This is a genomic window from Robinsoniella sp. KNHs210, from assembly GCF_000686105.1.
Classification (GTDB): domain Bacteria; phylum Bacillota; class Clostridia; order Lachnospirales; family Lachnospiraceae; genus Robinsoniella; species Robinsoniella peoriensis.
This window is the reverse complement of record NZ_JMLZ01000002.1, coordinates 2941393-2966620: the sequence shown is the minus strand read 5'-3', so window position 1 is coordinate 2966620 and position 25228 is coordinate 2941393. Positions and strand designations below refer to the sequence as shown.

Genomic DNA, 25228 nt, shown 5'->3' with positions numbered 1-25228 from the left:
AGGTTTTATTGAATGAAAGAAATTGATCTTAGTACCTGTCTTCAGCTGTTAAAAGAGGAAATAGTTCCGGCATTAGGGTGTACGGAACCGGGGGCAGTAGCTCTTGCAGCAGCCTGTGCAAATGAAGCATTGGGATGTAGCTTTGAACATATGGATATCCAGGTAAGCGGAAATATGCTGAAGAATGTAAAAAGTGTTTCGATTCCAAATACAGGAGGCTTAAAAGGAGTGGCGGCTGCCGCTCTTTGCGGCATAGCCGGAGGGTCTGCCAAAAATAAACTGGAGGTGTTGAGTACCCTGACGGAAGAAGTGGCAGAGAGGGTCCGCAGCATGTTGGCTCAAAAAGAACGCTATACGCTGACACTGTCTGATACGATAGAGCCTCTGTATATCAAAGTGCGCCTGACCAGCGGCAGCGACTGGGCCGAGGCGGAAATACAAAAAAGCCATATTAATATTAACAGGGTTTTGCGTAATGGAAAGGATCTTACCAGGGAATTCAACCAAAGGGAATGTATGGGAGGCAGTAGAAAAACCACAGATGATGTAAAAATGCTGGATATCTATGAATTTTCACAAGCGGTACCATTAGAAGAACTGATCCCCATACTGGAGCCACAGATCCGCTGTAATATGAAAATTGCAGAGGAGGGAATAAAGGAAAAATGTGGAGCAAGTGTAGGCAGGCATCTGCTAAATCTCTGCCATGGGAATCGATATGCCGTACTTGCGGGATATGCAGCGGCGGGAAGCGATGCCAGAATGAGTGGATGCAGTCTGCCTGTGGTAGTGAATTCCGGCAGCGGGAATCAGGGGATTACGGTATCCGTTCCGGTTATAATCTATGCAAAAGAAATCGGATCCTCCGAGGATGCTCTCTACCGGGCGCTGGCATTTGCCAATCTGGTCTCTATCCGTCTGAAATCTGGAATTGGTAAATTATCAGCCTACTGCGGGGCGGTCAGTGCAGGCTGTGCTGCGGCATGTGGAATTGCATATCTGGATTATGCGTCATTTTCGGTAATAGAAGATACCATTACCAATACCCTGGCTGCCGTTTCAGGGGTCATATGTGATGGTGCGAAGCCTTCCTGTGCGGCAAAGATTGCAGCCGGTGTTCAGGCAGGTATGCTGGGATATGAAATGGCTAAAGATGGGTGCCGGTTCCGGGAGGGAGAAGGTATTGTAGGGAAAGACCTTGAGACTACGATTGCTTATGTAAGCCGTGTAGGAAGAGAGGGAATGCGGGATACCGACAAAAAAATACTTGAAATTATGATGACACAATAAGAGAGGAGACACGATGAGACCGGCAGATAATATGCGGATAATCAGTACAAAACAGGGGGGATGGCTATGCAGGAAGGTATAGCGGGATTTGGTATTGCGAATATAGACTTTATCTTTGGCAATTCTCCCAGAATGCCGCGGCTTGGAGAGGAGATTTACAGTGAAAGCTGTTCCAGGCAGCTGGGCGGAGGGCCTGTGGCTACGCTGATCCAGCTATCCAGGCTGGGTGTGCCGGTGGAGCTGGCAACCTATGTTGGAACAGGACCACTGAGCCAGTTTCTCGCCGAAGAACTTGAGAAAAACCAAGTCAAGTATGAAAACATGCTTCAGAGCAGGGAGGCTGATCCGGTTACGCTGAGTTGTATTGTCTCCTGCAAGGAAGACAGGGGCATTATCTCATATAAGCCTCAGGAGGAATCTTTTTCAGTAGATGATGAGGGATTGTATCAGTTTTACAGAAGAAAAAAAATTGCTTACGTTACAATTGAGCAAAGACAGCTATGCCGTCGGTTGAAGACTGCCGGGTGTACGGTTGTTATGGATTCAGCCTGGAGTGATTCCCTCAGTCTGGAATGGTATGATGAGATCTTCCCCTATGTTGATTATTTCATTCCAAATGAAAGCGAGGCGCTGAAAATTACAGGTACAAACCGGCCAGGGGATGCATTGAAAGAACTGTCCAAATTCCTGAAAACAGCAATCATAAAAACAGGTAATCTGGGTTGCCTTTTGATGATTAATGGAAAGGAGATTCGGATACCGGCGTCACCGGCAAAACATGTAGACTCTACCGGCGCCGGAGATGCATTTGCAGCCGGTTTTATGTATGGACTGTATCATAAATGCAATATTATGGAAAGCATTTGCTATGGTAATATTACCGGGGGAAATGCTGTGACAAAGATTGGGTGCCTGGCGGCAGAAATGGATGAAGAAAAACTAAAAGCAGAATTTAGAAATATTTACGGAAAATTAAAAGAGATGTCATTATAAAGAAACGGATGATGGAGGAGTTAGACTTCCATCATCCGTTTCTTCATAATCAGCATGCCAATATATTCTGGGCATCCTTCACATAATTATCAACATCTTCTCTTGTAATACAAGGGTTATGGTTCCAGCGGCTTGGATGGCTGATACCTAATGTCCTGCGCATTTTTCTGTAATATTCCTCTGTCTCTTTACTTTCAAAATTCAATTGTGTCATAGATTCCTTCTCCTTTCCTGATACATACAAATCCCCAATATTTATAGTATTTACGTTAGTTTAAATATAGCACTTCTATCGGAAAATACAAGAGTAAATTTTGCTGTATATTAATATTTAGGGGTAATTTTCTGATAAATCACAAGTGACATAGGAATGTTTTTGATTAATTTATTGCACAAGTCAGAAGGGTGATATATAATAAATATAATATATATGGGGAATGAAAAGTCCGTGAAGGAACGGAAAGAGAGGAAGAGATGGAGAAGAGGTTACGGAATCGTCGAATTCTTGACATTGTATTGATTATTTTAGTAATCGCAGCAGCAGGTATTCTGTTTGCAAAACTCTTTTATAATAGTTCGCAGAAAAAGGTGTTAAGTAATTTGGCGGAAATCTCGAATCAGAGTGCCAAGGTTTTCCAGCGGGAAGCAGAAAAAGGGAAAGATATTATCAGCAATCTGGCAATTTTGCTGGGACAGCACGATACTTGTGATACAGATGAATTGATTCAGGAAATTAAAGCCGTAGATGAGTCGAACGATTTTAAGAGAATGGGTATTATTATGCCAGATGGAACGGCTTATACTACAGACGGCGTACTTATGGACCTGGATGGCAGAGATTACTTTAAAAGGTCTATGGATGGAAGTGTTATTATGTCCGATACTTTGAAAGATGTGGAAGGCGGGGATAAGATAAATGTTTACAGCGCTCCGGTCAGTTTCCGGGATGGATTCCGTTGTGTTCTTTTTGCAACACTGGAGACAGATAATTTTAAAAGCGCTCTGGCTGAAACGATCTATTCAGGAGACGGCTACAGTTATATCATCAGAGGAAACGGTGATTATATTGTAGGAGAAGGGGCAGGCCATAAAGAAAAACAGTTTGCGAACATTTACAATTTTATGGAAGAACGGTCGGGAAAAAACAGCACTGCCGTAAAAGAACTGAAGAGAGGGGTAAGCAAGGGGGAAAATGGATATGTAGTTTTCCAGGATGATATGGAATACTATATGTATTATCAGCCGCTGTCTGTCAACCAGTGGTTTTTGCTGACGGTGGTCCCTGGAAAAGTGATTAAACAGAGCATGGGTGAAATCTTAACCCTGGCATACTTGTTTATTTTTTTCTGTTCTTGCCTTATTATCATTTTGATACTTCAGATCAACCGGATCAGACAGGTCAGCAGAAAAGACCTTGAAAAGATTGCATTTACAGATGAAGCAACCGGGATGACTAACTTTAATAAATTTAAGGTAGAGGCAAAGCAGATTCTGGAAGATAATAATGATCAGGAATATACAGTAGTGTGCTTTAATATTCATAAATTTCAATACATAAATGATTTGTTTGGCTATGCGGAAGGGGACAGGGCACTTACCTATGTGGCAGGGGTTATCCAGGAAAACCTCAGAGATAAGGAGGCGTTTGCCAGAATGCTTGCCGATCATTTTGTGGCACTTCTGCAGCAAAAGGATAAAAAAGAGTTAAAGAGCCGCGTGGAAAATATTATCGCCCAGCTGCAAAGCAAAACGGATTTTGGCGGAAAGCATTATGAGATTAAGGCGACAGCAGGGATATACCAGATTGAACCTGGAGTTGATGAAATTGATACAATGGTCGACAGAGCGAAGATGGCACTGAATCGCCCGGAAGGCGATTTGCTTCAGGTATGTGGTTATTATGATGATAAAATGCGGGACCGGAAGATCCGCACAAAGGATATTGAAGATCATTTTGAAACAGCACTGGAAAAGGGCGAGTTTATTATTTATTATCAACCGAAGTTTGATATTGAGAAGCAATGTTTTGAAGGAGCAGAGGCGCTGGTCAGATGGCATAGACCGGAAAAAGGGCTGATGCCTCCGGGGGAATTTATACCTGTTTTTGAGAATAATGGAACGATTGTCCAATTGGATCAATATATTTTTGAAGAGGTCTGCAGACAGATTATAAAGTGGATGAAAGAGGGATATCAGGTAACGCCGGTTTCTGTAAATGTTTCCAGACTGCACTTATACCGTCAGGATTTTGTTGACACGTATCTGGATATTATAAATAAATATAAAGTGCCGGTCCAACTGATTGAACTGGAACTGACGGAGACAGTATTACTGGATAACGAAGAAATTCTGGTTGGTATTCTTGAAAAATTCCATAAGAATGGAATTCGCATTCTGATGGATGACTTTGGTTCCGGATATTCGTCTTTAAATACCCTGAAGAATATTCCGATTGATTTGCTTAAGATGGATAAGACACTGATAGACGATTATGAAAATAACACCAGGAGCAAAAAAATTATTACCAGTGTAATTGCATTGGCACGGGAACTGGGGATTAAAGTTGTGGCGGAAGGTGTGGAAACAAAAGAACAATACGAGTTTCTGGAGAGTATTTCATGTGATTATATTCAGGGATATTACTGTTCCAGACCAATTGCTCAGGCAGATTATGAAAAAATCTTAAAGCAGTAAAAGCGTCTGGTGTTGGGATCCCAGGGTATAAGCCCTGAGGATCATGTGAGTAAAAGTGGATAAGCATGTTAGACAGGCACTTCTGATGGAGTGCCTTTTCTAATAGGGATCAGCGTTCGGAGAGAACTACACCTCCCACAATAAGCAGGGCGCCCAAAAATCCGGTAGGTGTGATGTGTTCTTTCAAAATGAAAAATGCAGCAACCATGGTGATGAATGGATTTAAGTAAATATAATTGTTTGTTTTAATAATACCAATTTTTTTGATAGCTACGTTCCAGGTTAAATAGCAGATTGCGCTTCCGAGTATTCCAAGAAACAGCAGGCAGATGACAATTTCTGTATTAATTGCTGCAGGGGGAAGGAGGCGCTTTTCTGATACTACCATCATAATATAGGAACAGGCAAATCCATAAAAAATAACTTTACGTGTCAGGGCGAAGTTATCGTATTTATTAATATATTTTTTCAAAAGAATGGAATAAACAGCCCAGCAAAGGGCTGCCAGAATTGCCATACCGTCACCCAGTGGATTTAATTTCAGGACTACGGCTCCGTTAAAAACGACCATAACTACACCGATGATAGCGATTAAAAAACCAAATATAATATTTTTCTTCAGCTTTTCATCTTTTGTAAAAAAGTGAGCGAGAATCGCTGTAAAAATCGGGGCAAAGGCAACTAAAATACTGACATTGGAAGCCTGAGTAAAAGATAGTGCAGTATTTTCAAAAAAGTAGTATATCGTTACACCTGACATGGAGAGCAGGAAGATTCCCACCTCATCCCTCCAGTTGTGTTTCAGTGTAAATTGCCGGTTCAGAATGCATATCAGCAGAAGTCCGATATAAGAAATAAAAAAGCGGAGTACCATAATCTGTGTAGCGCTGAAATAATCTAACAGAATTTTAGTTGCAATAAAAGTAGTGCCCCATACAATGATGGTAAGCAGTGCCAGAATATGTCCGGCGGTTTTGCGGTCTGGATTAGTCATGAAATTTAGCTCCTTCGTTTATCTTATGTAATATAGAAATAGTCTATCGATAAAAGAAAGGGATGTCAAGAGGAGGAAGGGAGATTGGAAAGGAGATTGGAAAGGAGATTGCGGAAATCCCTGCTTGACAAATGAATTTATTTATTTTAGAATGACCATATTGAGATATGAGAATACAGCGTTGAAGAGGATTAGTACATTTTGGAAGCTTTTCAGAGAGAGAATCATTTGGTGTGAGATTCTCAAGTGGAGAAGATGGAACCTGCCTTGGAGCTTTGCATGAAAATGCAACGTTGTTCCCGGCGTTAACGGGAATATGAGAGAATGGCCAAAGTTTGGGCTGTTAATTAGGGTGGTACCGCCGAAGTGTTTAAACTATCGGTCCCTTATGTGTCAGGCATAGGAGGATCCGGTAGTTTTTTTGTGCTTTTTTGAAGTTTATAAAGGTAGAAAAATAAGAAAAGCGGATCATCCCATAGAGCAGATTTAAAAATGAAAAGGAGAGTCAGAACAATGGCAAAGGACAAGAAATTAGTAGAAGCCATCACTTCGATGGAAGAAGATTTTGCGAAGTGGTATACAGACGTTGTTAAGAAAGCAGAATTGATTGATTATACAAGTGTAAAAGGATGTATGGTAATTAAACCGGCAGGTTATGCAATCTGGGAGAATATTCAGCATGAACTGGATCGCCGCTTTAAAGAAACAGGGGTAGAAAATGTATATCTTCCTATGTTTATACCAGAAAGCCTGCTTCAGAAAGAAAAAGACCATGTAGAAGGGTTTGCTCCGGAAGTGGCATGGGTTACTCATGGAGGACTGGAACCTTTACAGGAGAGATTGTGCGTACGTCCTACCTCAGAGACATTATTCTGTGATTTTTATGCTAAGGATATCCATTCACACCGTGATCTTCCAAAAGTATATAACCAATGGTGCTCTGTTGTTCGTTGGGAAAAAACAACAAGACCGTTCCTTCGTTCCAGAGAGTTTTTATGGCAGGAAGGACACACTGCTCACGCTACGGCAGAAGAGGCTGAAGAGCGAACAAAGCAGATGTTGAATCTCTATGCTGATTTCTGTGAGGAGACACTGGCAATCCCGGTTGTACGGGGACAGAAAACAGACAAGGAAAAATTTGCAGGTGCAGAAGCGACTTATACGATTGAATCTCTTATGCATGACGGAAAAGCGCTGCAGTCAGGAACCAGCCATAATTTCGGTGACGGATTTGCAAAAGCTTTCGGTATTCAGTTTGCAGATAAGGATAATACTTTGAAATATGTTCATCAGACATCCTGGGGAATGACAACCCGTATGATCGGAGCGATCATCATGGTGCATGGAGACAACAGCGGTCTGGTACTCCCTCCAAGGATTGCGCCTACCCAGGTTATGGTGATTCCGATCCAGCAGAAAAAAGACGGCGTTCTGGATAAAGCGTTCGAAGTGAAAGATACATTGGCGAAAGCAGGACTTCGTGTGAAGGTGGATGATTCTGACAAGAGTCCGGGATGGAAGTTCTCTGAGCAGGAAATGCGTGGAGTTCCAATCCGAATTGAACTGGGACCAAAAGATATCGAAGCAGGTCAGGCTGTTATTGTAAGGCGTGACACCAGAGAGAAGACTGTGGCTGCATTTGATGAGATCGCAGATAAGGCAGCTGAGATCCTGGAAACAATGCAGACAGATATGCTGGAAAGAGCGAGAGAGCATAGGGATACCCACACTTATATTGCTCATAATATAGAAGAGATGAAACAAATCGCGGATGAGAAACCTGGATTTATCAAGGCGATGTGGTGTGGATGCCAGGAATGTGAGGATGCCATGAAAGAAGAAGTAGGAGTGACTTCACGTTGTATTCCGTTTGTGCAGGAAGAGATTTCAGGGGTATGCGTGCATTGCGGCAAACCGGCGAAGCATATGGTATACTGGGGAAAAGCTTACTAGAATGGACAATACACTATATACAACCAGACCGGATGAAAATGGGCGGCTGGAAAAAGAAATGGCAGTTTATGATGTGCTGGAAAAGTTAAACATCCCATATGTAAGGATGGATCATGAAGTAACACCTTCGATTGAAGCGTGCCATGATGTAGACAAACAGCTGGGGATAGAGATTTGTAAAAATTTATTTTTGTGCAACAGTCAGAAGACAAAGTTCTATTTATTGTTAATGCCGGGCATGAAGAAATTTAAAACTAAGGATTTATCCGGTCAGTTAGAAGTGGCCAGACTGTCTTTTGCCAATGAAACTTATATGGAAGAATTTTTAAATATTACACCGGGATCTGTGAGTATCATGGGACTTATGAATGACAAGGAACAGCGGGTTCGTTTAGTAATTGACCGTGAAGTGGCAGAATCGGAGTATATAGGATGCCATCCATGTATCAATACATCCAGTCTGAAAGTGAAAACGAAAGACATATTGGAAAAATTTCTGCCTTATACAGGTCATGATTATACCATCGTTGATCTGTAACGCTCAGCATAACGTGTTATGAAAAAGCAGAGAAAAAATCAGGCACCTGGATTTCCAGGTGCCTTTGCTTACGTTATTTTCGATATGCATAATTTGGCAGACCGTTTTTCATTGGAATAGCTGAATTGCCCTGAATTAACGGCAATGCATAATTGATGAAATCGGTGCTGATGTCGGTGCCATCATTAATAATCCATTCAAGGGGAACGGTTTTTTCTTTATTGCACACTTCATTTACATCTACAAGCCCACAGGAAATGTCGTAAGGTGTTCCGGCAGAACGGTTAAAAGCAATCATTTTTCCGGTTTCTCCATCCAGGGCTGCCGTGACGGCATAAGAACCGGCTGTAGCAGCTTCTCTTGCATCTGTCAGGGACTGGGTAAAGGTGGAACAGCGCTGGTTTACATTCAGTTCCACAGAGCGGACTTTAACACCCAGATGCTCTTTTACCAGATTCTCCAGGTATTTGCCGCTTCCGGTAAGCATCTTGTGTCCAAAATTATCGGTACCAACTTCACTGGCATATTCGCAGATAAATTTCCCGTCCTTGTCATGTATACCTTCGGAGATGCAAACCACCAGATTATTCTTTTTCTCCAGTGCTTTTTTTATCTGTTCCAGGAAGAGATTCTGATCAAAGGAAACTTCCGGCAGGTAAATAAGCACAGGGTTGTCCTCTTCGAATTTACGTGCCAACACTCCGGCAGCAGTCAGCCAGCCAGCGTGACGACCCATAATCTCCACAATTGTAACTGATTTTGTATCATATACAGAGGCATCGATACCTATTTCACAGACGGAAGATGCTACGTATTTTGCAGCACTTCCAAAGCCGGGCGTATGGTCCGTATGTACCAGATCATTATCAATGGTCTTGGGAATCCCCAGGATTCGAATGGTACTCTTATGCTTTGCTGCATAGCGTGATAGTTTGCTTACGGTATCCATAGAGTCATTTCCTCCTATATAAAAGAAATAACCTATCTTCAGTGCCTTGAATTTTTTAAAGAGCTCCGGATATACGGGATCTTCCAGATCCTCCGGAAGTTTATAACGGCAGGATCCCAGGAATGCGCCGGGTGTGATGCGCAGGGACTGCAGGGCCTCTTGACTTACGTCAGTTTCTAAATCCATGTAATGGTCCTTTAAGAATCCTTCAATTCCATTAATCATACCATATACATGATCGATTTTATCCTTGTGTTGTAATCCTTCCTTGATGACTCCAAACAGGCTGCTGTTTATAACGGCTGTCGGGCCGCCGGATTGTCCAACGATTAAATTTTTCATGATAGATACCCCTTTCATTATTTCAGGAGGGCATGTACACTCCCATATACTGCCATCTCCATATATAGTTATTCTACAACAACCAGGTGCATTTTGTATATAGAAAATATTAAGTTTCGGCAAAATAGATATTTTAATTTGATTTTAACGCAGGGATCCCTACACTTACACCCATTTAATCTGAATATTGCTATACTAAAGCCATATTCAGGAGAGAAAGAGGTTATTCCGACAAAGGAAGGTGCAGGATTATGAAAAAGTATTTAGCATTGCATGAAACAAATTTATGGGGAGCAGTTGACCGCCATCCATTATTTACGATGATATTTGGACAGATTGCTGTAGCGTTCTTATTAATTTTAACTGTAGGAGGTATTGCTCTGGCGGGAGGTACTCTTATATGGCTGGTGTACAAAGCTCTTGGGATCATGTAAGAGCTGTAATTTTAATGCAATTTTAATGTGATTTTAATGTCAGGCGCCATATCTGTTATGCCTATTTAATATCTGGTCTGTTATAATCGGCAATATCATTAGTGAGTGTATTCAATTTAAACTTTATGAACTTTAAATCTGAGTTCACTTGGTATAAGATGGAATTGCTAAATAGGAATAGATTTTTAAAACAGATGTGCTATACTGTTACCGAGGAAGGTGTGAGCCATGACAGAAGAGTACCGTAAACCAGACGTTCTTTTGAAGAAGCTGGAAGAGGAAGCATCCAGGACAAAAGGAAGATTAAAGATATTTTTTGGATATGCAGCAGGCGTAGGGAAAACCTATGCCATGCTTGCGTCTGCCCATGAGGCAGAGAAAGCCGGTCTGGATGTTGTTGCAGGATATATAGAACCACATGCCAGACCGGATACGGCAGCGCTGGTTCAGGGACTGGAAGTGTTGCCGCAGCTTCAGATCCGGTATCAGAATATCACTCTGAATGAATTTGACTTAGATGGGGCTTTGGCGAGAAAACCCCAGCTGATTCTGGTGGATGAGCTGGCTCACACAAATGGAGAGGGATGCAGGCATAAGAAACGGTATGAAGATATCCAGGAACTGTTAAAAGAAGGCATAGATGTTTACACTACCGTAAATGTGCAGCATCTGGAAAGCCTGATAGATCTTGTGGACGGAATTACCGGGATTGTGGTAAAGGAGCGGATTCCGGACTTTGTGTTTGACCAGGCAAGCCAGGTGGAGCTGGTAGATATTGAGCCGGAGGATCTGCTGGACAGGTTACGAAAAGGTAAAATATATAAAGAGAGCCGGGCAGAGCAGGCACTGAATCATTTCTTTACCACTGACAATCTGGTATCGCTGCGTGAGATTGCCCTGAGGCGTATGGCGGACCGGGTTAATCTGATACAGGAAAAGTCCTTTCAGACCGGAGAAGCAGGGGCGGCAGAGCATATCTTAATTTGTTTGTCTCCGGCACCATCCAACGAAAAGGTAATCCGTCAGGCAGCCAGGATGGCTTCGGCGTTCCGGGGGAAGTTTACGGCCTTTTTTGTGGAGAACTCGGACTTTACCCAGTATACAAAAGAGGACGTGGAGAGACTGCGCATTAATACCAGACTGGCGGAACAGCTGGGGGCAAAGACGGTGACCTCTTATGGGGACGATATTGTAGAACAGATTGCAGAGTATGCCAAAGTAGCAAGGGTAACAAAAATTGTTCTTGGAAGGACAAATACAAAGAGGGCGTGGCTTTCCATGAAGGAAAGTTTTTCTGAAAAGCTTACCAGACTGGCACCCCAGCTGGAGATTTTTGTTATTCCGGATGCGTATAAAAAGAAATACCGTAAAAAAAGGTTCCGTGCTGCGATTTCGCCGGAAGCACTGGTAGCTGATGCTCTGATCTCGGTAGGGATATTAGGAATTTCCACTGCCATTGCCTATTTGTTTTCGTTTTGGAAATTCAGCGATGCCAATCTGATTATGGTTTATATTCTGGGGATTCTGACGATTTCCCTTGTAACCAGAACTAAGCTTTGCAGTTTGCTGTCCAGTATATTAAGTGTTATAATATTTAACTTTTGTTTTACTGATCCCAAACAGACATTATCTGTAAATGATCCTTCTTATATAGTAACTTTTGGAATCATGTTTCTCTCTGCGCTGATAGGAGCTACTTTAACACAAAAGGTAAAAGATCAGGCAAAGCAGGCGGTGAAGAAATCTTACCGGACAGAGATTTTGCTGGAAACCAGCCAGAAACTGCAAAAAGCGGTGGATGCAAAGGAGATTTCCTTAAGTACGGCAAGGCAGTTAAGCAAGCTCTTAGAGCGCAATGTGGTATTTTATCTTGGGAATCCCCTGAATGACGCTGAACCGATTGTTTTCAAATCAAGTCATGGCCAGAGTGATTTTTATTACGACCAGAAGGAAGAACGGGCAGTAGCCCAGTGGGTTTTTAAGAATAATAAGCATGCTGGTTTTTCTACAACAACTTTGCCCGGAGTGAAGTGTATGTATCTGGCAGTGAGAAGCAGCGAACGGGTATTTGCTGTAGTGGGGATTGATATGGAAGGAAAAGAACTTCAGGCATTTGAGGCGGGAATTATGAGTGCAATACTAAATGAATGTGCTCTGGCGCTTGAAAAAGATCAGTTAGTTGCAGAGAGAAAAGAAGCTGCAATTAAATTGCAGCAGGAACAGCTGCGTGCCAATTTATTACGTTCCATTTCCCATGATCTTCGGACACCACTCACCAGTATTTCAGGAAATGCCAGTGTACTGATTGGAAATGAAGACAAAATCAGTGAAGAACAGAGGAAGAAATTATATATTGATATTTATGATGATTCTATGTGGCTGATAAATCTGGTGGAAAATCTCCTTTCCGTAACCCGTATTGATAATGGAACCATGCAGCTGAATATGCAGGCAGAGCTAATGGATGAGGCAATTACAGAAGCGCTGAGTCATATCAGCAGAAAAGCGGAGGAGCATCATATAGAGGTGCAGCAGGAGGATGATCTCCTGGTTGCCAGGATGGATATTAAGCTGATTGTCCAGGTGTTTATCAATCTGGTAGATAACGCAATTAAGTATACACCTCCCGGATCACATATCACGATCATTACTAAGCGTCAGCATGGCAGTGTTTTGGTAGAAATTGCGGATAATGGAAATGGAATTCCCGATGAAGATAAGAAACGCCTGTTTGACATGTTTTATACTGCAAATAATTCTGTGGCGGATGGAAGACGAGGTATGGGGCTGGGACTGGCATTATGTAAGTCTATTATTACTGCCCACGCAGGAGATCTCACCATACATGACAACATACCCCATGGAACTATTTTCAGATTTACGCTAAAAGCGGAGGAGGTACACCTAACATGATTAATGGAAAACCACAGATACTGGTAGTTGAGGATGATGCACCAGTCAGAAACCTTATTACAACAACTCTGGAGACTCAGAATTATAAATATCAGACAGCCGTGAACGGCACCCAGGCAATCATGAGCGCCGTATCTGCCAAACCAGACATATTTCTTATGGATCTGGGACTGCCGGATATGGATGGTATCGAAGTGATTAAAAAAATACGTTCCTGGTCTGTGGCGCCTATTATTGTGATCAGCGCCCGAAACGATGATAAAGATAAGATCAAGGCACTGGATGCAGGAGCGGATGATTATCTTACCAAGCCTTTCAGTGTAGAAGAACTGTTAGCCAGACTGCGGTCTACACTGCGAAGGATTCAGTATCTGGAGTCAAAGGGAAATGTAGAAGAAGCGGTTTTCCGAAATGGTGAGCTGGAGATCGATTACTCTTCGGCGACTGTAAAAGTTGGTGACCGGGAGATTCATCTGATGCCAATGGAGTATAACCTGCTTTGCCTGCTGGCTAAAAATGTGGGGAAAGTCCTGACACATCAGTATATACTGGATAAAGTATGGACAAATGCACTGGAGAGTGATCTGTCATCCCTGCGGGTATACATGGCCACCCTGCGTAAAAAAATAGAACCGGATAAGGAACATGCAAAATATATCCAGACCCATATTGGAATCGGATACCGTATGGTTAGAACGGATAATATGGAAGCTTAATCAGTTATTATATAAAGAGGGCAGTGGAAGATTTACCGTAATAAGCAAATCTTTCACTGCCCTTTTTCCAATGAATAAGGTGTTCTCATTCCAAATGCCATTGGGAGTTATTTTTCTTCGTTTTCCTCAGTTTCCGCAATCTGTAGAAAATCAGCATTAGCTTTTTTGCGATGTGGGATAAAACGGCGGGCAAAATTACCTTTGCCACGATTTTTCACATAGAAAAATCCGATAATGGAGAAGACTACAGCTCCAATGAAGTTTACAAACATATCCTTCATAGTGTCCAGCAGACCGATATCCAGATAACCGCCCAGACCAAGGTCCTTACCATTAATAATAACACTGGTAATATTGTCTATGGTGTATGGCGTATTCCCTCCGCTGGGATCCAGCATAACAGAAGAGATACTGTTTACAATGGTATCCTTTTGCATATCAAAGCCCAGGAACAAATCCATACCGCATTCGAAAAATTCCCAAAGTACGCCGATCGTCATGGAAAAGCAAAAGGCAATCAGTGCCATAAAAATAGGAGACAGCTCAAATTTAACTTTTTCACTCCGGTTTAGTATATCCACCAGTGAAAAACCGATTGCCGCAGCAAGAAAGCCGTTCATGGTATGGAGAAGGGTGTCCCACATTGGATAGCGGATATAGAATGATTTTATTTCTCCAAGGATCTCGGCTGCAAATATAAAGAGAAGGATAATAATCTCTAAAGCTGTCGGGAGCTCGATCTTAAACTCCATCTGGACAAAACTTGGAATTACGAGAAGCAGCAGGGTAAGTACGCACAGGAATACATTTTCATAGTTTTGGTTAAAGAGCTGCATAATCATCATAATAATTACAAGTGCCCGTAAAACAAAATAGACCAAAAATGAACTCTTGTGTTCTCTCAGCTCCATGCCAAGAGCTTTCCATATGCATTTCAGTTTTTTCTTCATCAGGGGAAGAATCTCCTTTCTGGGGGTGAATATTCTTAAATTTTTGTATTTAAATGAATTATAACATAAAAAGGAAAATAAGATAGTGGAATTAAGAGGTATCACGAAAAAATTCATTATTCCGGGCTGTGCGGACGAATTTCGGTACGTTTGTACACCGGAGCGGGACATGCAGATAACAGGGATTTATTTTCATGCATACACGGTAAAATGGGGATTGACAAAGAATTTATAAGGAGGTATTATTATACGCAAAGTCCCTGGATTTTCATAAGGGAGCGTCAACCTGAATGCGTGTTTCGGGAAAGATCAAAAGGAGGAAGGTATTATTATGAAAAAGTTTAGACAGTTTTTGAGCGCAATTGCAATTGCATCTATGGTGGCTGCATCATTGGCAGGCTGCGGCGGCGGTGATACGAAGACAACGGAAGCGGGAACTGCAGGCACAACAGAGGCGGCAGGAAATGAAGCGGCTGCAGATACAGGCGATGCAGAGACATTTTTAATCGGGGGTATCGGACCTCTTACAGGAGCAGCAGCATCTTACGGAACCAGCGTAAAACAGGGTGCTGAAATTGCTATTAAAGAAGTAAATGAAGCCGGCGGAGTAAAAGCTGGTGATAAAACTTATAAATTTGCATTAGAATTCGCAGATGATGAAGCAACAGAAGACAAAGCAACACAGGCATACAATTCCTTAATGGATAAGGGAATCAATGCTGTTATGGGCGGTGTAACCAGCGGAGCTTGTATGGCGATTGTTGATCAGACCTATGCGGATGGTATCCTTCAGATCACACCTTCCGGTTCAGCAGACGGATGTATTGCAAATGACAATGCTTTCCGTATCTGTTTCTCAGACCAGGCACAGGGTGTGGCTATGGCAGACTACGCTGTAGATACACTTGGATTAAAGAAAATTGCAGTTATTTATAATGCAGCGGATGAGTACAGTACAGGACTTCAGGCTGCGTTTGAAGAAGAAGTAAAGGCAAAAGGCGCGGAAATTGTAGCCAGCGAAGCATTCCAGACAAATGATGTTGAATTTAACACTCAGCTGACAAAAATTAAAGGAACAGATGCAGATGCAATCTATGTTCCAGCGTATTATCAGGACGTAACTTATATTACAAAACAGGCAGCTGATATGGGAATTGACGTTCAGTTTATCGGTTCTGACGGATGGGACGGTGTCTTAGACACAGTAACAGATAAATCTACCGTAGAAGGATGTATCTTCTCCAGCCCGTTCTGTGCAACGGTAGATGATGCCAGAGTTCAGAATTTCGTAAAAGCTTATCAGGATGCTTATAAAGCAACTCCTGACCAGTTCGCAGCAGATGCATACGATACTGTATATACATTCAAAGCAGCAATGGAAAAAGCAGGAACCATTGAAAGTGCAGATTTAATTGCAGCTATGCCTGAAATTTCTGTTGATGGACTGACCGGTGAAGGTATGACTTTTGAAGCAGCTGGATCTGCAGTTAAAGCAGTTAAATTCGTGGAAGTAAAAGACGGAGCTTATAAGTATACAGATAACTAAGGAACGCACATTTTGGCATCAGTATCTTTAGAAAATGTGTCCTTCTTTTTTGGAATGAATCTCCAGCAAAGTGTGACGCACAGTTGTCAGAGAGCAATTTAGAATATGCTCTGAGAAAAAAGAAGACAGTGAGGAAAAGCTGTCTTCTTTTTTTAACAGATGAGTGTTTGCTGCAGACAGACATTTGTTCGACGGGAGAAATTCGATGTGATCTGGAGGAAATATCCCTTTACAGGGTAAAAATGCATATTTATTACGACAAATAAATGGTAAATTTCATTTTTTTCTCGATAATTCTTGCAAGCACATCTTAATTATATTACAATAAAAAAAGTTAGTTTAGATAACTAATGAATTGAGAAAGGTGGAGAGAAATGGACCTGATTAACAATATTTTAGAACAATTAATTAATGGTTTGAGAACAGGAAGTATCTATGCCTTAATTGCTCTGGGTTATACGATGGTTTACGGTATTGCGAAAATGATTAACTTTGCCCATGGCGATATTATTATGGTAGGAGCTTACTCTCTGTATGTATTCGTGGCATTGCTGCATCTGAACCCGGTTGCAGCCATTTTATTGACAATAATAGTATGTGCCGTCCTGGGTGTTGTAATTGAAAAAGTGGCATATAAGCCTCTGAGAAATGCACAGCCGCTGGCTGTATTGATTACAGCCATTGGTGTCAGTTATCTGCTGCAGAATCTGGCATTGCTGATCTTTAAGGCAACCCCGATTCCGTTTGGCTCGATTATTAAAGTTCCCTCTGTTAAGATTGGTTCGCTTAACATTTCCGGAATTACAATTGTAACTCTGGTTGTAACTACAGTTTGTATGATTGCCCTGACAACATTTATTAACAAGACAAAGGCCGGCAGGGCGATGCGTGCGGTATCGGAAGATAAAGGTGCTGCAGAACTGATGGGAATCAGCGTAAATAAAACAATTTCTATGACATTTGCAATTGGATCTGCGCTGGCAGCAGTTGCGGGAATTTTATTTATAGCACAATATGAGACACTGCTGCCCACACTGGGAGCTCTTCCGGGAATAAAGGCTTTCGTAGCTGCAGTACTTGGCGGTATAGGAAGTATTCCTGGCGCAATGCTTGGAGGGATTCTCCTGGGCGTGATTGAAAGTCTTTCCAAAGCGTATATTTCCACACAGCTGGCAGATGCAATTGTATTTGGCGTTCTGGTTATCGTACTTCTTGTGAAGCCATCAGGTTTGCTTGGCAAGTTGAAGATTGAGAAAGTGTAGGTGGGATCATGAAAGACAAGAAGAAATTAATTATAAATGCAGTGATTGCAGTTGCAGTTTATGCTGTCGTTATGGTACTGGTTAATGCAGGAGTATTGAGCCGCCAGATGATGTCCCTGATCATCCCGATCTGCACCTATGTCATGCTGGCTGTATCACTTTGCCTGGTAGTTGGGTTTTTAGGTGAATTAAGCCTTGGGCATGCCGGCTTTATGTCGATTGGGGCATATACCGGAGCGCTTGTCATGATAGGCACGAAGAATCTGCCATCTCTGGTAAGCCTAATTCTTGGACTATTGGTAGGCGGTATCTGTGCGGCTCTCTTTGGTTTGTTAATTGGTATTCCGGTTCTCAGACTGAGAGGGGATTATCTGGCAATTGTAACTCTGGGATTTGGTGAGATTATCAAGTCAATTATTAACTCCATGACTGGAATTACAGGTGGTGCAAAAGGTCTTTCCAAGATTCCTTTAAACACTACATACCGAAACTTCACAGTGGTATTTATATTGACGATGATTGTGATTATTGTAGTAGCCCATCTGGTTAATTCCAGACATGGACGTGCTATCTGCGCAGTACGAGATAACTATGTGGCTGCCCAGGCAGTTGGTATTCCGGTCAGTAAATTCAAAATTATGGCATTTGTTGTGGCTGCATTCCTGGCTGGTATGGCCGGTGTTGTATATGCAGGTAATATCGGTATTTTGAAACCGGCTAATTTTGATTATAACACATCTATTGAGATTCTGGTTATGGTGGTACTCGGCGGCATGGGAAATATTAAAGGTTCTATTATTGCAGCCGTGATACTGACAGCACTTCCGGAATTACTCCGCGGCGCTGCAGATTACAGAATGCTGATTTATTCGATTGTACTGATTGCGCTTATGCTGTTTAATAACTCTTCCTTCAAGAAAATGATGATGGAAAAGAGAAACATGCGGCAGTCTGACAAAGTCCGGAAGGAGGGAGTATAAGTATGGCATTATTAGAAGTGAAAAGCCTGGGTATCTCCTTTGGAGGACTTCGGGCGGTAGATAACTTGAATATGAGTATTGAAGAGGGCAGCCTGGTTGGATTGATCGGACCAAACGGTGCAGGAAAGACAACGGCATTCAACCTGCTCACCGGAGTATACCTTCCGACGGATGGAACGATTACCCTGGACGGGAAAAGTCTGGTAGGGCTGAAGCCGGATCAGATCTGCCAGGCAGGTATTGCAAGGACATTTCAGAATATCCGTCTGTTCGCTCAGATGTCGGTGCTTGACAATGTTAAGGCGGCCCTTCATAATGAAATTAAGTATACCCTTGCTGAAAGTATCCTGCATTTGGGATCTTTTGCGAAAAAAGAAAAAGAAATGGATGAACATGCCACGGAGATCCTGAAAGTATTTGAACTGGATCAATATGCTGATGTTCTGGCATCAAATTTACCATATGGAAAACAGAGGAAGCTGGAGATTGCCAGGGCCCTGGCTACAAAACCAAAACTTCTTCTGCTGGATGAACCGGCTGCCGGGATGAACCCAAATGAAACAGCAGAGTTAATGCATACGATAGAGCTGATCCGGAAAAAGTTTCATGTTACAATTCTTTTGATCGAACATGATATGAAGCTGGTTGCGGGAATCTGTGAATATCTGTATGTATTAAATTTTGGTACGGAACTTGCAAATGGAAAACCTGAGGATGTGCTTAATGATTCGAAAGTAATCACAGCATATCTGGGCGAATAGGAGGTGGATTACAATGGCTATGTTAAGTGTTACTGACCTGAAAGTAAATTATGGTGTAATCCAGGCGATTAAAGGTATTTCCTTTGAAGTAAACGAGGGAGAAGTTATTGCACTGATCGGAGCAAACGGTGCCGGTAAAACTACAATACTTCATACGATCACAGGATTGATTCCTTCTAAAGCAGGTAAGATTGAATTTGAAGGCAGGGATATTACGAAGCTGCCCGGACATAAAATTGTAACGCTGGGAATGGCTCATGTGCCGGAAGGCCGCCGTGTTTTTGCAGACCTGAGTGTATATGAGAACCTGATTCTGGGAGCTTATACGAGAAAAGATAAAGAAGAGATAGCATCTACCCTGAATATGGTTTATAAGAGATTCCCCCGTTTGGAGGAGAGAAAGAATCAGTTATCCGGAACCCTTAGCGGTGGAGAGCAGCAGATGCTTGCAATGGGACGCGCTTTGATGTCACATCCCAGGATAATTTTAATGGATGAGCCATCTATGGGTCTGTCACCTATTTTTGTAAATGAGATCTTTGATATTATCAAAGAAGTCAGCGCAGGCGGCACAACCGTACTGCTGGTAGAACAGAATGCAAAAAAAGCATTGTCTATAGCCGACCGGGCATATGTACTGGAAACAGGTAATATTGTAAAAGAAGCAAAAGCATCTGTTTTAATGATGGATGATTCCATTAAGAAAGCGTATCTTGGAGAGTAAAAGGCCGAACTATCGTGCCTGTCCGGGCAGCTTGGCGGGGATTGCCAATGATATTTAAGAGATGGCAAAAAAGGAGGTCCTTATGGAAAATGTAATAGTAACGATTGCAAGGCAGTATGGCAGCGGCGGAAAGACAATTGGTGAGATGTTTGCCAAGAAAAACAGTATCAATTGCTATAACAGGGAGATTTTAAGAATGGCTTCCGATGAAAGCGGTATTGATGAAAAACTGTTTAACCAGGCAGATGAAAAGTTAAAAAGCAGTCCGCTGTTTGGAATCACAAAAAAGGTTTACAAAGGAGAGCTGATTCCGCCGGAAAGTGATGATTTTGTATCCAATGACAATTTATTCAATTACCAGGCAAAGGTAATTAAGGAATTGGCACAGGAAGAATCCTGCGTCATGATCGGACGATGTGCAGACTTTGTTCTTCGGGACAATCCAAATGTTGTCAGTGTGTTCGTACATGCACCGAAGACCTATTGTATGGCGAGAGCTTTGGAGCGGTCCTCCCTTGGATGGAAGGAAATGGAGAAATTTATAGCCAAAACGGACAAATACCGTGGAGACTATTATCGTTATTACACGGGAAGAGAATGGAATGATGCAAGAAATTATGACTTGTGTCTGGACAGCAGTAAACTGGGATTTGATAAGTGTGTCGAGGAGATCGAAGCATATATTAAAATTCGCTTTCGTGAAATGCTAGAGCCTGTTTGAAAATGGCTTATAGCTAATGACAGGAAGGAATAAAAAACTCCATAACCCATTGAAAAAATGGGCTATGGAGTTTTTTGAATAAATGGCTTTATTATTTAGCAGGATTTGGGCCCTCCAGATAATTCCAGGCATTGTCGATTAGAATCTTCATGATTCGTTCTACTTCCCGGGCGTCTGAATCGGTCAGGTGTTCAGTGAGAATCCGGTTCCATTTTTTTCGAACTTCATAAAGTTTCTGGATTGCGTCCCTGCCATGGGAGGTAATGAAAAGGCGGCTGATCCTTCTGTCATATTTATCCTTTTCACGAACAACATACTTGAGTGTTTCCAGTTTCCGAATGGCTCTGGCAGTTGTTCCTTTGTCAAAGTGTTCGGTTCCGGCCAGATCTAATATACTGATACCTTCATGGTCAGCTATGTGCAGCAGAAAAAATTGCTGGCCGCCGCTGATTCCTATTTCTTCCAGCTCGCGGTCATAATACCGCTGGCTCAAGCGGTACAGAGATGATGCGAGCCGGCTTATAGGATAAATAATATCATCATCGGTATTCATTTTATTTACGCTCACTCATCGGAATGTAATCACCGTCATCCAGAACACTCTTGTATGCGGGACGGATAATTTTCCCCATATTCATCAACTCTTCCAGGCGGTGTGCGCTCCAACCTACAATTCTGGCAATTGCAAATATAGGGGTAAAGAGCTGCTCCGGGATATCCAGCATGCTGTATACAAATCCGCTGTAGAAGTCCACATTGGCGCTGACACCTTTGTAGATTGCCCGTTCTCCGGCGATGATGCGAGGAGCCATGTTCTCGATCATGGAGTATAATTTATAATCTTCTTCCCGATGTTTGTCTTCGGAAAGCTGCTTAACAAAGGATTTTAACACCTGTGCTCTTGGATCGGAAATGGAATAAACAGCATGTCCCATACCATAGATCAAGCCCTTACGGTCAAATGCCTCACCCCGCATTAATTTTTCAAGGTAGTCACGTACCTGATCTTCGTCGGTCCAGTCACTGACGGTTTCTTTTAAGTTCTGAATCATTTCTACAACTTTAATATTTGCACCGCCGTGTTTTGGTCCTTTCAGGGAAGCCAGGGCAGCTGCAACTGCGGAATAGGTATCTGTTCCGGAAGAGGTAACTACGTGAGTGGTAAAGGTGGAGTTATTACCGCCTCCATGTTCCATGTGAAGGATTAGAGCAAGATCCAGGACACGAGCCTCCAGGTCAGAATAGTTTTTATCCGGACGAAGCAGTCTTAAAAGGTTTTCAGCAGTGGAAAGGGTCGGATCCGGCTGATGTATGTACAAACTTTCATCGCACTCATAATGATTGAAAGCATGGTATCCATAGACGGCAAGCATAGGCATGACGCTAATGATCTTCAGAGACTGCTGCAGTACATTTTCCACAGAGATGTCATCCGCTTTCGGATCATAATAGGACAGTGTGAGAATGCTCTTGGCAAGGGAATTCATCATGTCTTTATTTGGAGCCTTCATTACAACGTCACGGACAAAATTTGTTGGAAGTGTACGATAACTTCCGAGTAATTCCTTGAAATCATCCAATTGTTTCTGGTTTGGCAGATTACCGAAAATTAAAAGATAAGCTGTTTCTTCATATCCATAGGTGTTTGTTGAAATAAAGCCCTGAACGAGATCCTGTACATTTACACCACGATACAGAAGTTTCCCTTCACAAGGATAACTCTTTCCGTCTTTTTCAATAGAAGACTGAATATTCGATATTTTGGTGAGACCGGTCAGGACACCCTTGCCGTTAATATCGCGGAGGCCTCTTTTTACGTTGTACTTCTCGTAGAGTTCAAGGTCGATTTTACCATTTTCTTTGCATAGATCGGTTAATTTCTTTAGTTCCTGTTGTTCTTTATCATAGTTCATATAAATCAATCTCCTTTTCTCAAAAATATTTCAGAAATGCCAGAGCACAGGACCTGGTTCTGATAAGCAAGTGCAAATGATTGCGCATGCAACTAAAAAAAGAATACCATAAAATGCTTGCATATGCAACTATTTTAGGAAAATTTTATATTTTATTTCACAGTTCCAGCAAGTTGTGAGTAGGAATTCACAAATTCCCATGTATTCGCGTGAAAACTCCATTCATTTCAATCATAATATATGATAAGATTTAAAAAAATCACAAGAGCGTATAAAAAATGTATCTGTCACGATATACAGTCCGTTTTCATTAATGATTTTTATACAGGTTCTTAGAGGAAAAGGAGAATAAATATGGGAATTGCAGTAAATGAACAACAGAAGTTATTTACTTTAACTACTGATAGCGCTGCCTATCAGATGAAAGTAAATGCTTGGGGGATACTTCTTCATCAGTATTATGGAGGGAAGACTGATGAGGAAGATATGGGATATCTTGCACAGATGTGGGATGTGTCATTTGCAGGAAATCCTTATGAGACAGGCAGAGACCGGACATTTTCACTGGATGTACAGCCTCAGGAGTATACCAGTAATGGAGTGGGAGATTACCGCATTAACAGTATTGAAGTAGAGAATGCAGACGGTACACGGGGAACTGACCTGCGTTATGTATCTTATCGCATAATACCTGGAAAATATGCGCTCCAGGGACTACCGGCTATGTATGGTGAGAAAGAAGATGCGGACACCCTGGAAATTCTATTAAAGGACACTGCTACTGATCTGGAGGTTACTTTATACTACAGTGTCTGGGAAGAATTTGATATCATTACAAGAGCAGTGAAAATTAAAAACGGGAATCAGGAGCCTGTTCGCTTAGAAAAAGCAGCTTCTGTCTGCCTGGATCTCCCCTATGGTGACTGGGATATGATGCATTTCCATGGGCGCCATGCCATGGAGCGTCAGATGGAGCGGGTTCCTCTTTTTCATGGAATCCAGTCAGTTGGCAGTACAAGAGGAGCATCCAGCCATCATCACAACCCGTTTGTAATTTTGTGTGATAAAGAGGCAACGGAAGATTACGGAAACTGTTATGGAATTTCTTTGGTTTACAGCGGTAATTTTGAAGCGCAGATTGAACTGGACCAGTTGAATCAGGTGAGAGCAGTTATGGGCATCAACAGCCAGAAGTTCGCTTATACATTACAGCCGGGAGATGAATTTATAACCCCGGAGGTTGTGATGGTTTACAGTGGGGAAGGCTTAGGTGCAATGTCGAGAAAACTCCATAAAGCCTACCAGAATCATTTATGCAGGGGAAAATACAAGAAGCAGAGAAGGCCGGTTCTTCTAAATAACTGGGAAGCAACTTATTTTGATTTTAATGAAGAAAAGCTGTTGGAAATTGCAAAAGGTGCTGCAAGTCTGGGGGTTGAAATGCTGGTTATGGATGACGGCTGGTTTGGTATTCGAAATGATGACAATACCGGACTGGGTGACTGGTATGTAAACACACAGAAATTAAAAGGCGGGCTGGAACCACTTGTTAAACAGGTAAATGACCTGGGATTAAAATTTGGAATCTGGCTTGAGCCGGAAATGGTAAGCGAGGACAGTGATTTATACCGGGCACATCCGGACTGGGCATTTACCATGCCAGACAGGAAGCCTAACCGTTCCCGCTTCCAGCTGGTTCTGGATATGACAAGAGAAGATGTAAGGGATTATCTGTTTGAGAAGATCAGTAAAGTTCTGGACAGCGCTAATATAGAATATGTAAAGTGGGATATGAACCGCAGCATTTGTGATTTGTACAGCGCAGACCTTCCAAAAGACCGTCAGGCAGAGATACCACATCGTTATATTCTTGGACTTTATGATCTTCTGGAAAAGTTGACAGGGAAATATCCAGATGTGCTGTTTGAAGGCTGCAGCGGCGGCGGCGGACGTTTTGATCCGGGAATGCTTTATTATTCACCTCAGTATTGGTGCAGTGATGATACGGATGCCATCGAAAGAATTAAGATTCAGTATGGTACATCTTTCGCATATCCTATTTCTTCCGTAGGATCTCATGTTTCGGCAGTTCCCAATCATCAGACGGGAAGGCTGACTCCTTTTGAAACCAGAGGTGTAGTGGCAATGGCTGGAAGCTTTGGCTATGAACTTGATTTGAACAAGCTTTCCGATGAAGAAAAAGGGATGGTAACAGAGCAGATAGAGAGGTTCAAAAAATACTACGATTTGATTCACTATGGTGATTACTATCGTCTTTCCAATCCATTTGAACGGGATGATTATGCAGCCTGGGAATACGTTTCCGAAGATAAATCAGAGGCCCTTCTGCATGGTGTGGTACTTCATGCAAAAGCGAACATGGTGAGAATACATGTGAAGCTAAAAGGTCTGGATCCGGATAAGATTTACCGTGTAAATGGAACCGATGAAATTCATAGCGGTAAAGCCCTTATGCACGGTGGTATATTATTCCCGCGTACAAGTGGTGATTATCAGGCTGTGGAGATTCTGCTTACAGAAGTTTCATAACCCGG

Annotated in this window: 21 protein-coding genes and 1 other annotated feature; of the genes, 15 read left to right on the top strand and 6 right to left on the bottom strand. The window is 42.2% G+C overall.

Features of this window, described 5'->3' with window-relative positions; translation table 11 throughout:
• The first annotated feature begins 12 nt into the window (after positions 1-12).
• Both CD03_RS0119995 and CD03_RS0119990 read left to right on the top strand, forming a co-directional pair.
• Positions 13-1290 (top strand): L-cysteine desulfidase family protein, encoded by a 1278-nt coding sequence (locus CD03_RS0119995; protein ID WP_027295149.1) that lies wholly within the window; start codon positions 13-15, stop codon positions 1288-1290.
• 66 nt (positions 1291-1356) lie between these two features.
• Positions 1357-2283 (top strand): carbohydrate kinase family protein, encoded by a 927-nt coding sequence (locus CD03_RS0119990; protein WP_027295148.1) that lies wholly within the window; start codon positions 1357-1359, stop codon positions 2281-2283.
• Between the two features lie 49 nt (positions 2284-2332).
• Here the strand turns inward: CD03_RS0119990 and CD03_RS37980 are convergent, their stop codons facing one another.
• The gene (locus CD03_RS37980; RefSeq protein WP_156042970.1) at positions 2333-2497 is read right to left on the bottom strand and encodes a hypothetical protein; all 165 of its coding nucleotides are present in this window, start codon (positions 2495-2497) and stop codon (positions 2333-2335) included.
• 260 nt (positions 2498-2757) lie between these two features.
• Between CD03_RS37980 and CD03_RS0119980 the strand changes: the two genes are divergently transcribed.
• Entirely contained in the window at positions 2758-4977 is a 2220-nt protein-coding gene (locus tag CD03_RS0119980; protein WP_027295147.1) for a bifunctional diguanylate cyclase/phosphodiesterase, read from the top strand.
• Between the two features lie 109 nt (positions 4978-5086).
• Here the strand turns inward: CD03_RS0119980 and CD03_RS0119975 are convergent, their stop codons facing one another.
• Positions 5087-5971 (bottom strand): DMT family transporter, encoded by an 885-nt coding sequence (locus tag CD03_RS0119975; RefSeq protein ID WP_027295146.1) that lies wholly within the window; start codon positions 5969-5971, stop codon positions 5087-5089.
• Positions 5972-6143: 172 nt separating this feature from the next.
• Positions 6144-6361: a binding site (T-box leader), on the top strand.
• Between the two features lie 123 nt (positions 6362-6484).
• Between CD03_RS0119975 and proS the strand changes: the two genes are divergently transcribed.
• A complete protein-coding gene (proS, locus tag CD03_RS0119970) occupies positions 6485-7924 on the top strand; it encodes a proline--tRNA ligase (RefSeq protein ID WP_027295145.1) in 1440 nt (479 codons plus the stop codon).
• Between the two features lies 1 nt (position 7925).
• The gene (locus tag CD03_RS0119965) at positions 7926-8462 is read left to right on the top strand and encodes a prolyl-tRNA synthetase associated domain-containing protein (RefSeq protein ID WP_027295144.1); all 537 of its coding nucleotides are present in this window, start codon (positions 7926-7928) and stop codon (positions 8460-8462) included.
• 73 nt (positions 8463-8535) lie between these two features.
• On the opposite strand, the gene CD03_RS0119960 is transcribed toward CD03_RS0119965, so the two are convergent.
• Positions 8536-9753 (bottom strand): 6-phosphofructokinase, encoded by a 1218-nt coding sequence (locus CD03_RS0119960; RefSeq protein ID WP_027295143.1) that lies wholly within the window; start codon positions 9751-9753, stop codon positions 8536-8538.
• A gap of 251 nt (positions 9754-10004) precedes the next feature.
• Here CD03_RS0119960 and CD03_RS34170 point away from each other — a divergent pair, with 251 nt between their 5' ends.
• From CD03_RS34170 to CD03_RS0119945, 3 genes are all read left to right on the top strand, one after another.
• Positions 10005-10187 (top strand): hypothetical protein, encoded by a 183-nt coding sequence (locus CD03_RS34170; RefSeq protein ID WP_044289531.1) that lies wholly within the window; start codon positions 10005-10007, stop codon positions 10185-10187.
• Positions 10188-10415: 228 nt separating this feature from the next.
• Positions 10416-13100: a sensor histidine kinase gene (locus tag CD03_RS0119950; RefSeq protein WP_027295142.1), complete on the top strand. Its 2685-nt coding sequence runs from the start codon at positions 10416-10418 to the stop codon at positions 13098-13100.
• Complete coding sequence (locus CD03_RS0119945) at positions 13097-13816, top strand: response regulator (protein ID WP_027295141.1); 720 nt, start codon at positions 13097-13099, stop codon at positions 13814-13816. Before CD03_RS0119950 ends, CD03_RS0119945 begins: the two co-directional genes overlap by 4 nt.
• 107 nt (positions 13817-13923) lie before the next feature.
• Here the strand turns inward: CD03_RS0119945 and CD03_RS0119940 are convergent, their stop codons facing one another.
• Positions 13924-14766: a hypothetical protein gene (locus tag CD03_RS0119940; RefSeq protein ID WP_027295140.1), complete on the bottom strand. Its 843-nt coding sequence runs from the start codon at positions 14764-14766 to the stop codon at positions 13924-13926.
• Between the two features lie 331 nt (positions 14767-15097).
• Here CD03_RS0119940 and CD03_RS0119930 point away from each other — a divergent pair, with 331 nt between their 5' ends.
• The 6 genes from CD03_RS0119930 (at position 15098) to CD03_RS0119905 (ending at position 20760) form a co-directional block, all read left to right on the top strand.
• Positions 15098-16312: an ABC transporter substrate-binding protein gene (locus tag CD03_RS0119930; protein WP_027295139.1), complete on the top strand. Its 1215-nt coding sequence runs from the start codon at positions 15098-15100 to the stop codon at positions 16310-16312.
• Positions 16313-16686: 374 nt separating this feature from the next.
• Positions 16687-17574: a branched-chain amino acid ABC transporter permease gene (locus CD03_RS0119925; protein ID WP_330373895.1), complete on the top strand. Its 888-nt coding sequence runs from the start codon at positions 16687-16689 to the stop codon at positions 17572-17574.
• Positions 17575-17582: 8 nt separating this feature from the next.
• Positions 17583-18554: a branched-chain amino acid ABC transporter permease gene (locus CD03_RS0119920; RefSeq protein WP_027295137.1), complete on the top strand. Its 972-nt coding sequence runs from the start codon at positions 17583-17585 to the stop codon at positions 18552-18554.
• Between the two features lie 2 nt (positions 18555-18556).
• Positions 18557-19315, top strand: a complete 759-nt coding sequence (locus CD03_RS0119915; protein WP_027295136.1) for an ABC transporter ATP-binding protein — start codon at positions 18557-18559, stop codon at positions 19313-19315.
• 13 nt (positions 19316-19328) lie between these two features.
• The gene (locus CD03_RS0119910) at positions 19329-20039 is read left to right on the top strand and encodes an ABC transporter ATP-binding protein (protein ID WP_027295135.1); all 711 of its coding nucleotides are present in this window, start codon (positions 19329-19331) and stop codon (positions 20037-20039) included.
• A gap of 82 nt (positions 20040-20121) precedes the next feature.
• Positions 20122-20760 carry a cytidylate kinase-like family protein gene (locus CD03_RS0119905; protein WP_027295134.1) on the top strand — a complete coding sequence of 213 codons (639 nt, stop codon included), beginning with the start codon at positions 20122-20124 and terminating at the stop codon, positions 20758-20760.
• Between the two features lie 91 nt (positions 20761-20851).
• Here the strand turns inward: CD03_RS0119905 and CD03_RS0119900 are convergent, their stop codons facing one another.
• Both CD03_RS0119900 and CD03_RS0119895 read right to left on the bottom strand, forming a co-directional pair.
• Entirely contained in the window at positions 20852-21328 is a 477-nt protein-coding gene (locus tag CD03_RS0119900; protein ID WP_152614285.1) for a MarR family winged helix-turn-helix transcriptional regulator, read from the bottom strand.
• On the bottom strand, positions 21315-22673 hold the full coding sequence (locus tag CD03_RS0119895) for a citrate/2-methylcitrate synthase (protein ID WP_027295132.1): 1359 nt from the start codon (positions 22671-22673) through the stop codon (positions 21315-21317). The genes CD03_RS0119900 and CD03_RS0119895 overlap by 14 nt, the downstream gene beginning before the upstream one ends.
• A gap of 354 nt (positions 22674-23027) precedes the next feature.
• Between CD03_RS0119895 and CD03_RS0119890 the strand changes: the two genes are divergently transcribed.
• On the top strand, positions 23028-25223 hold the full coding sequence (locus CD03_RS0119890; RefSeq protein ID WP_027295131.1) for an alpha-galactosidase: 2196 nt from the start codon (positions 23028-23030) through the stop codon (positions 25221-25223).
• Positions 25224-25228: the final 5 nt, after the last annotated feature.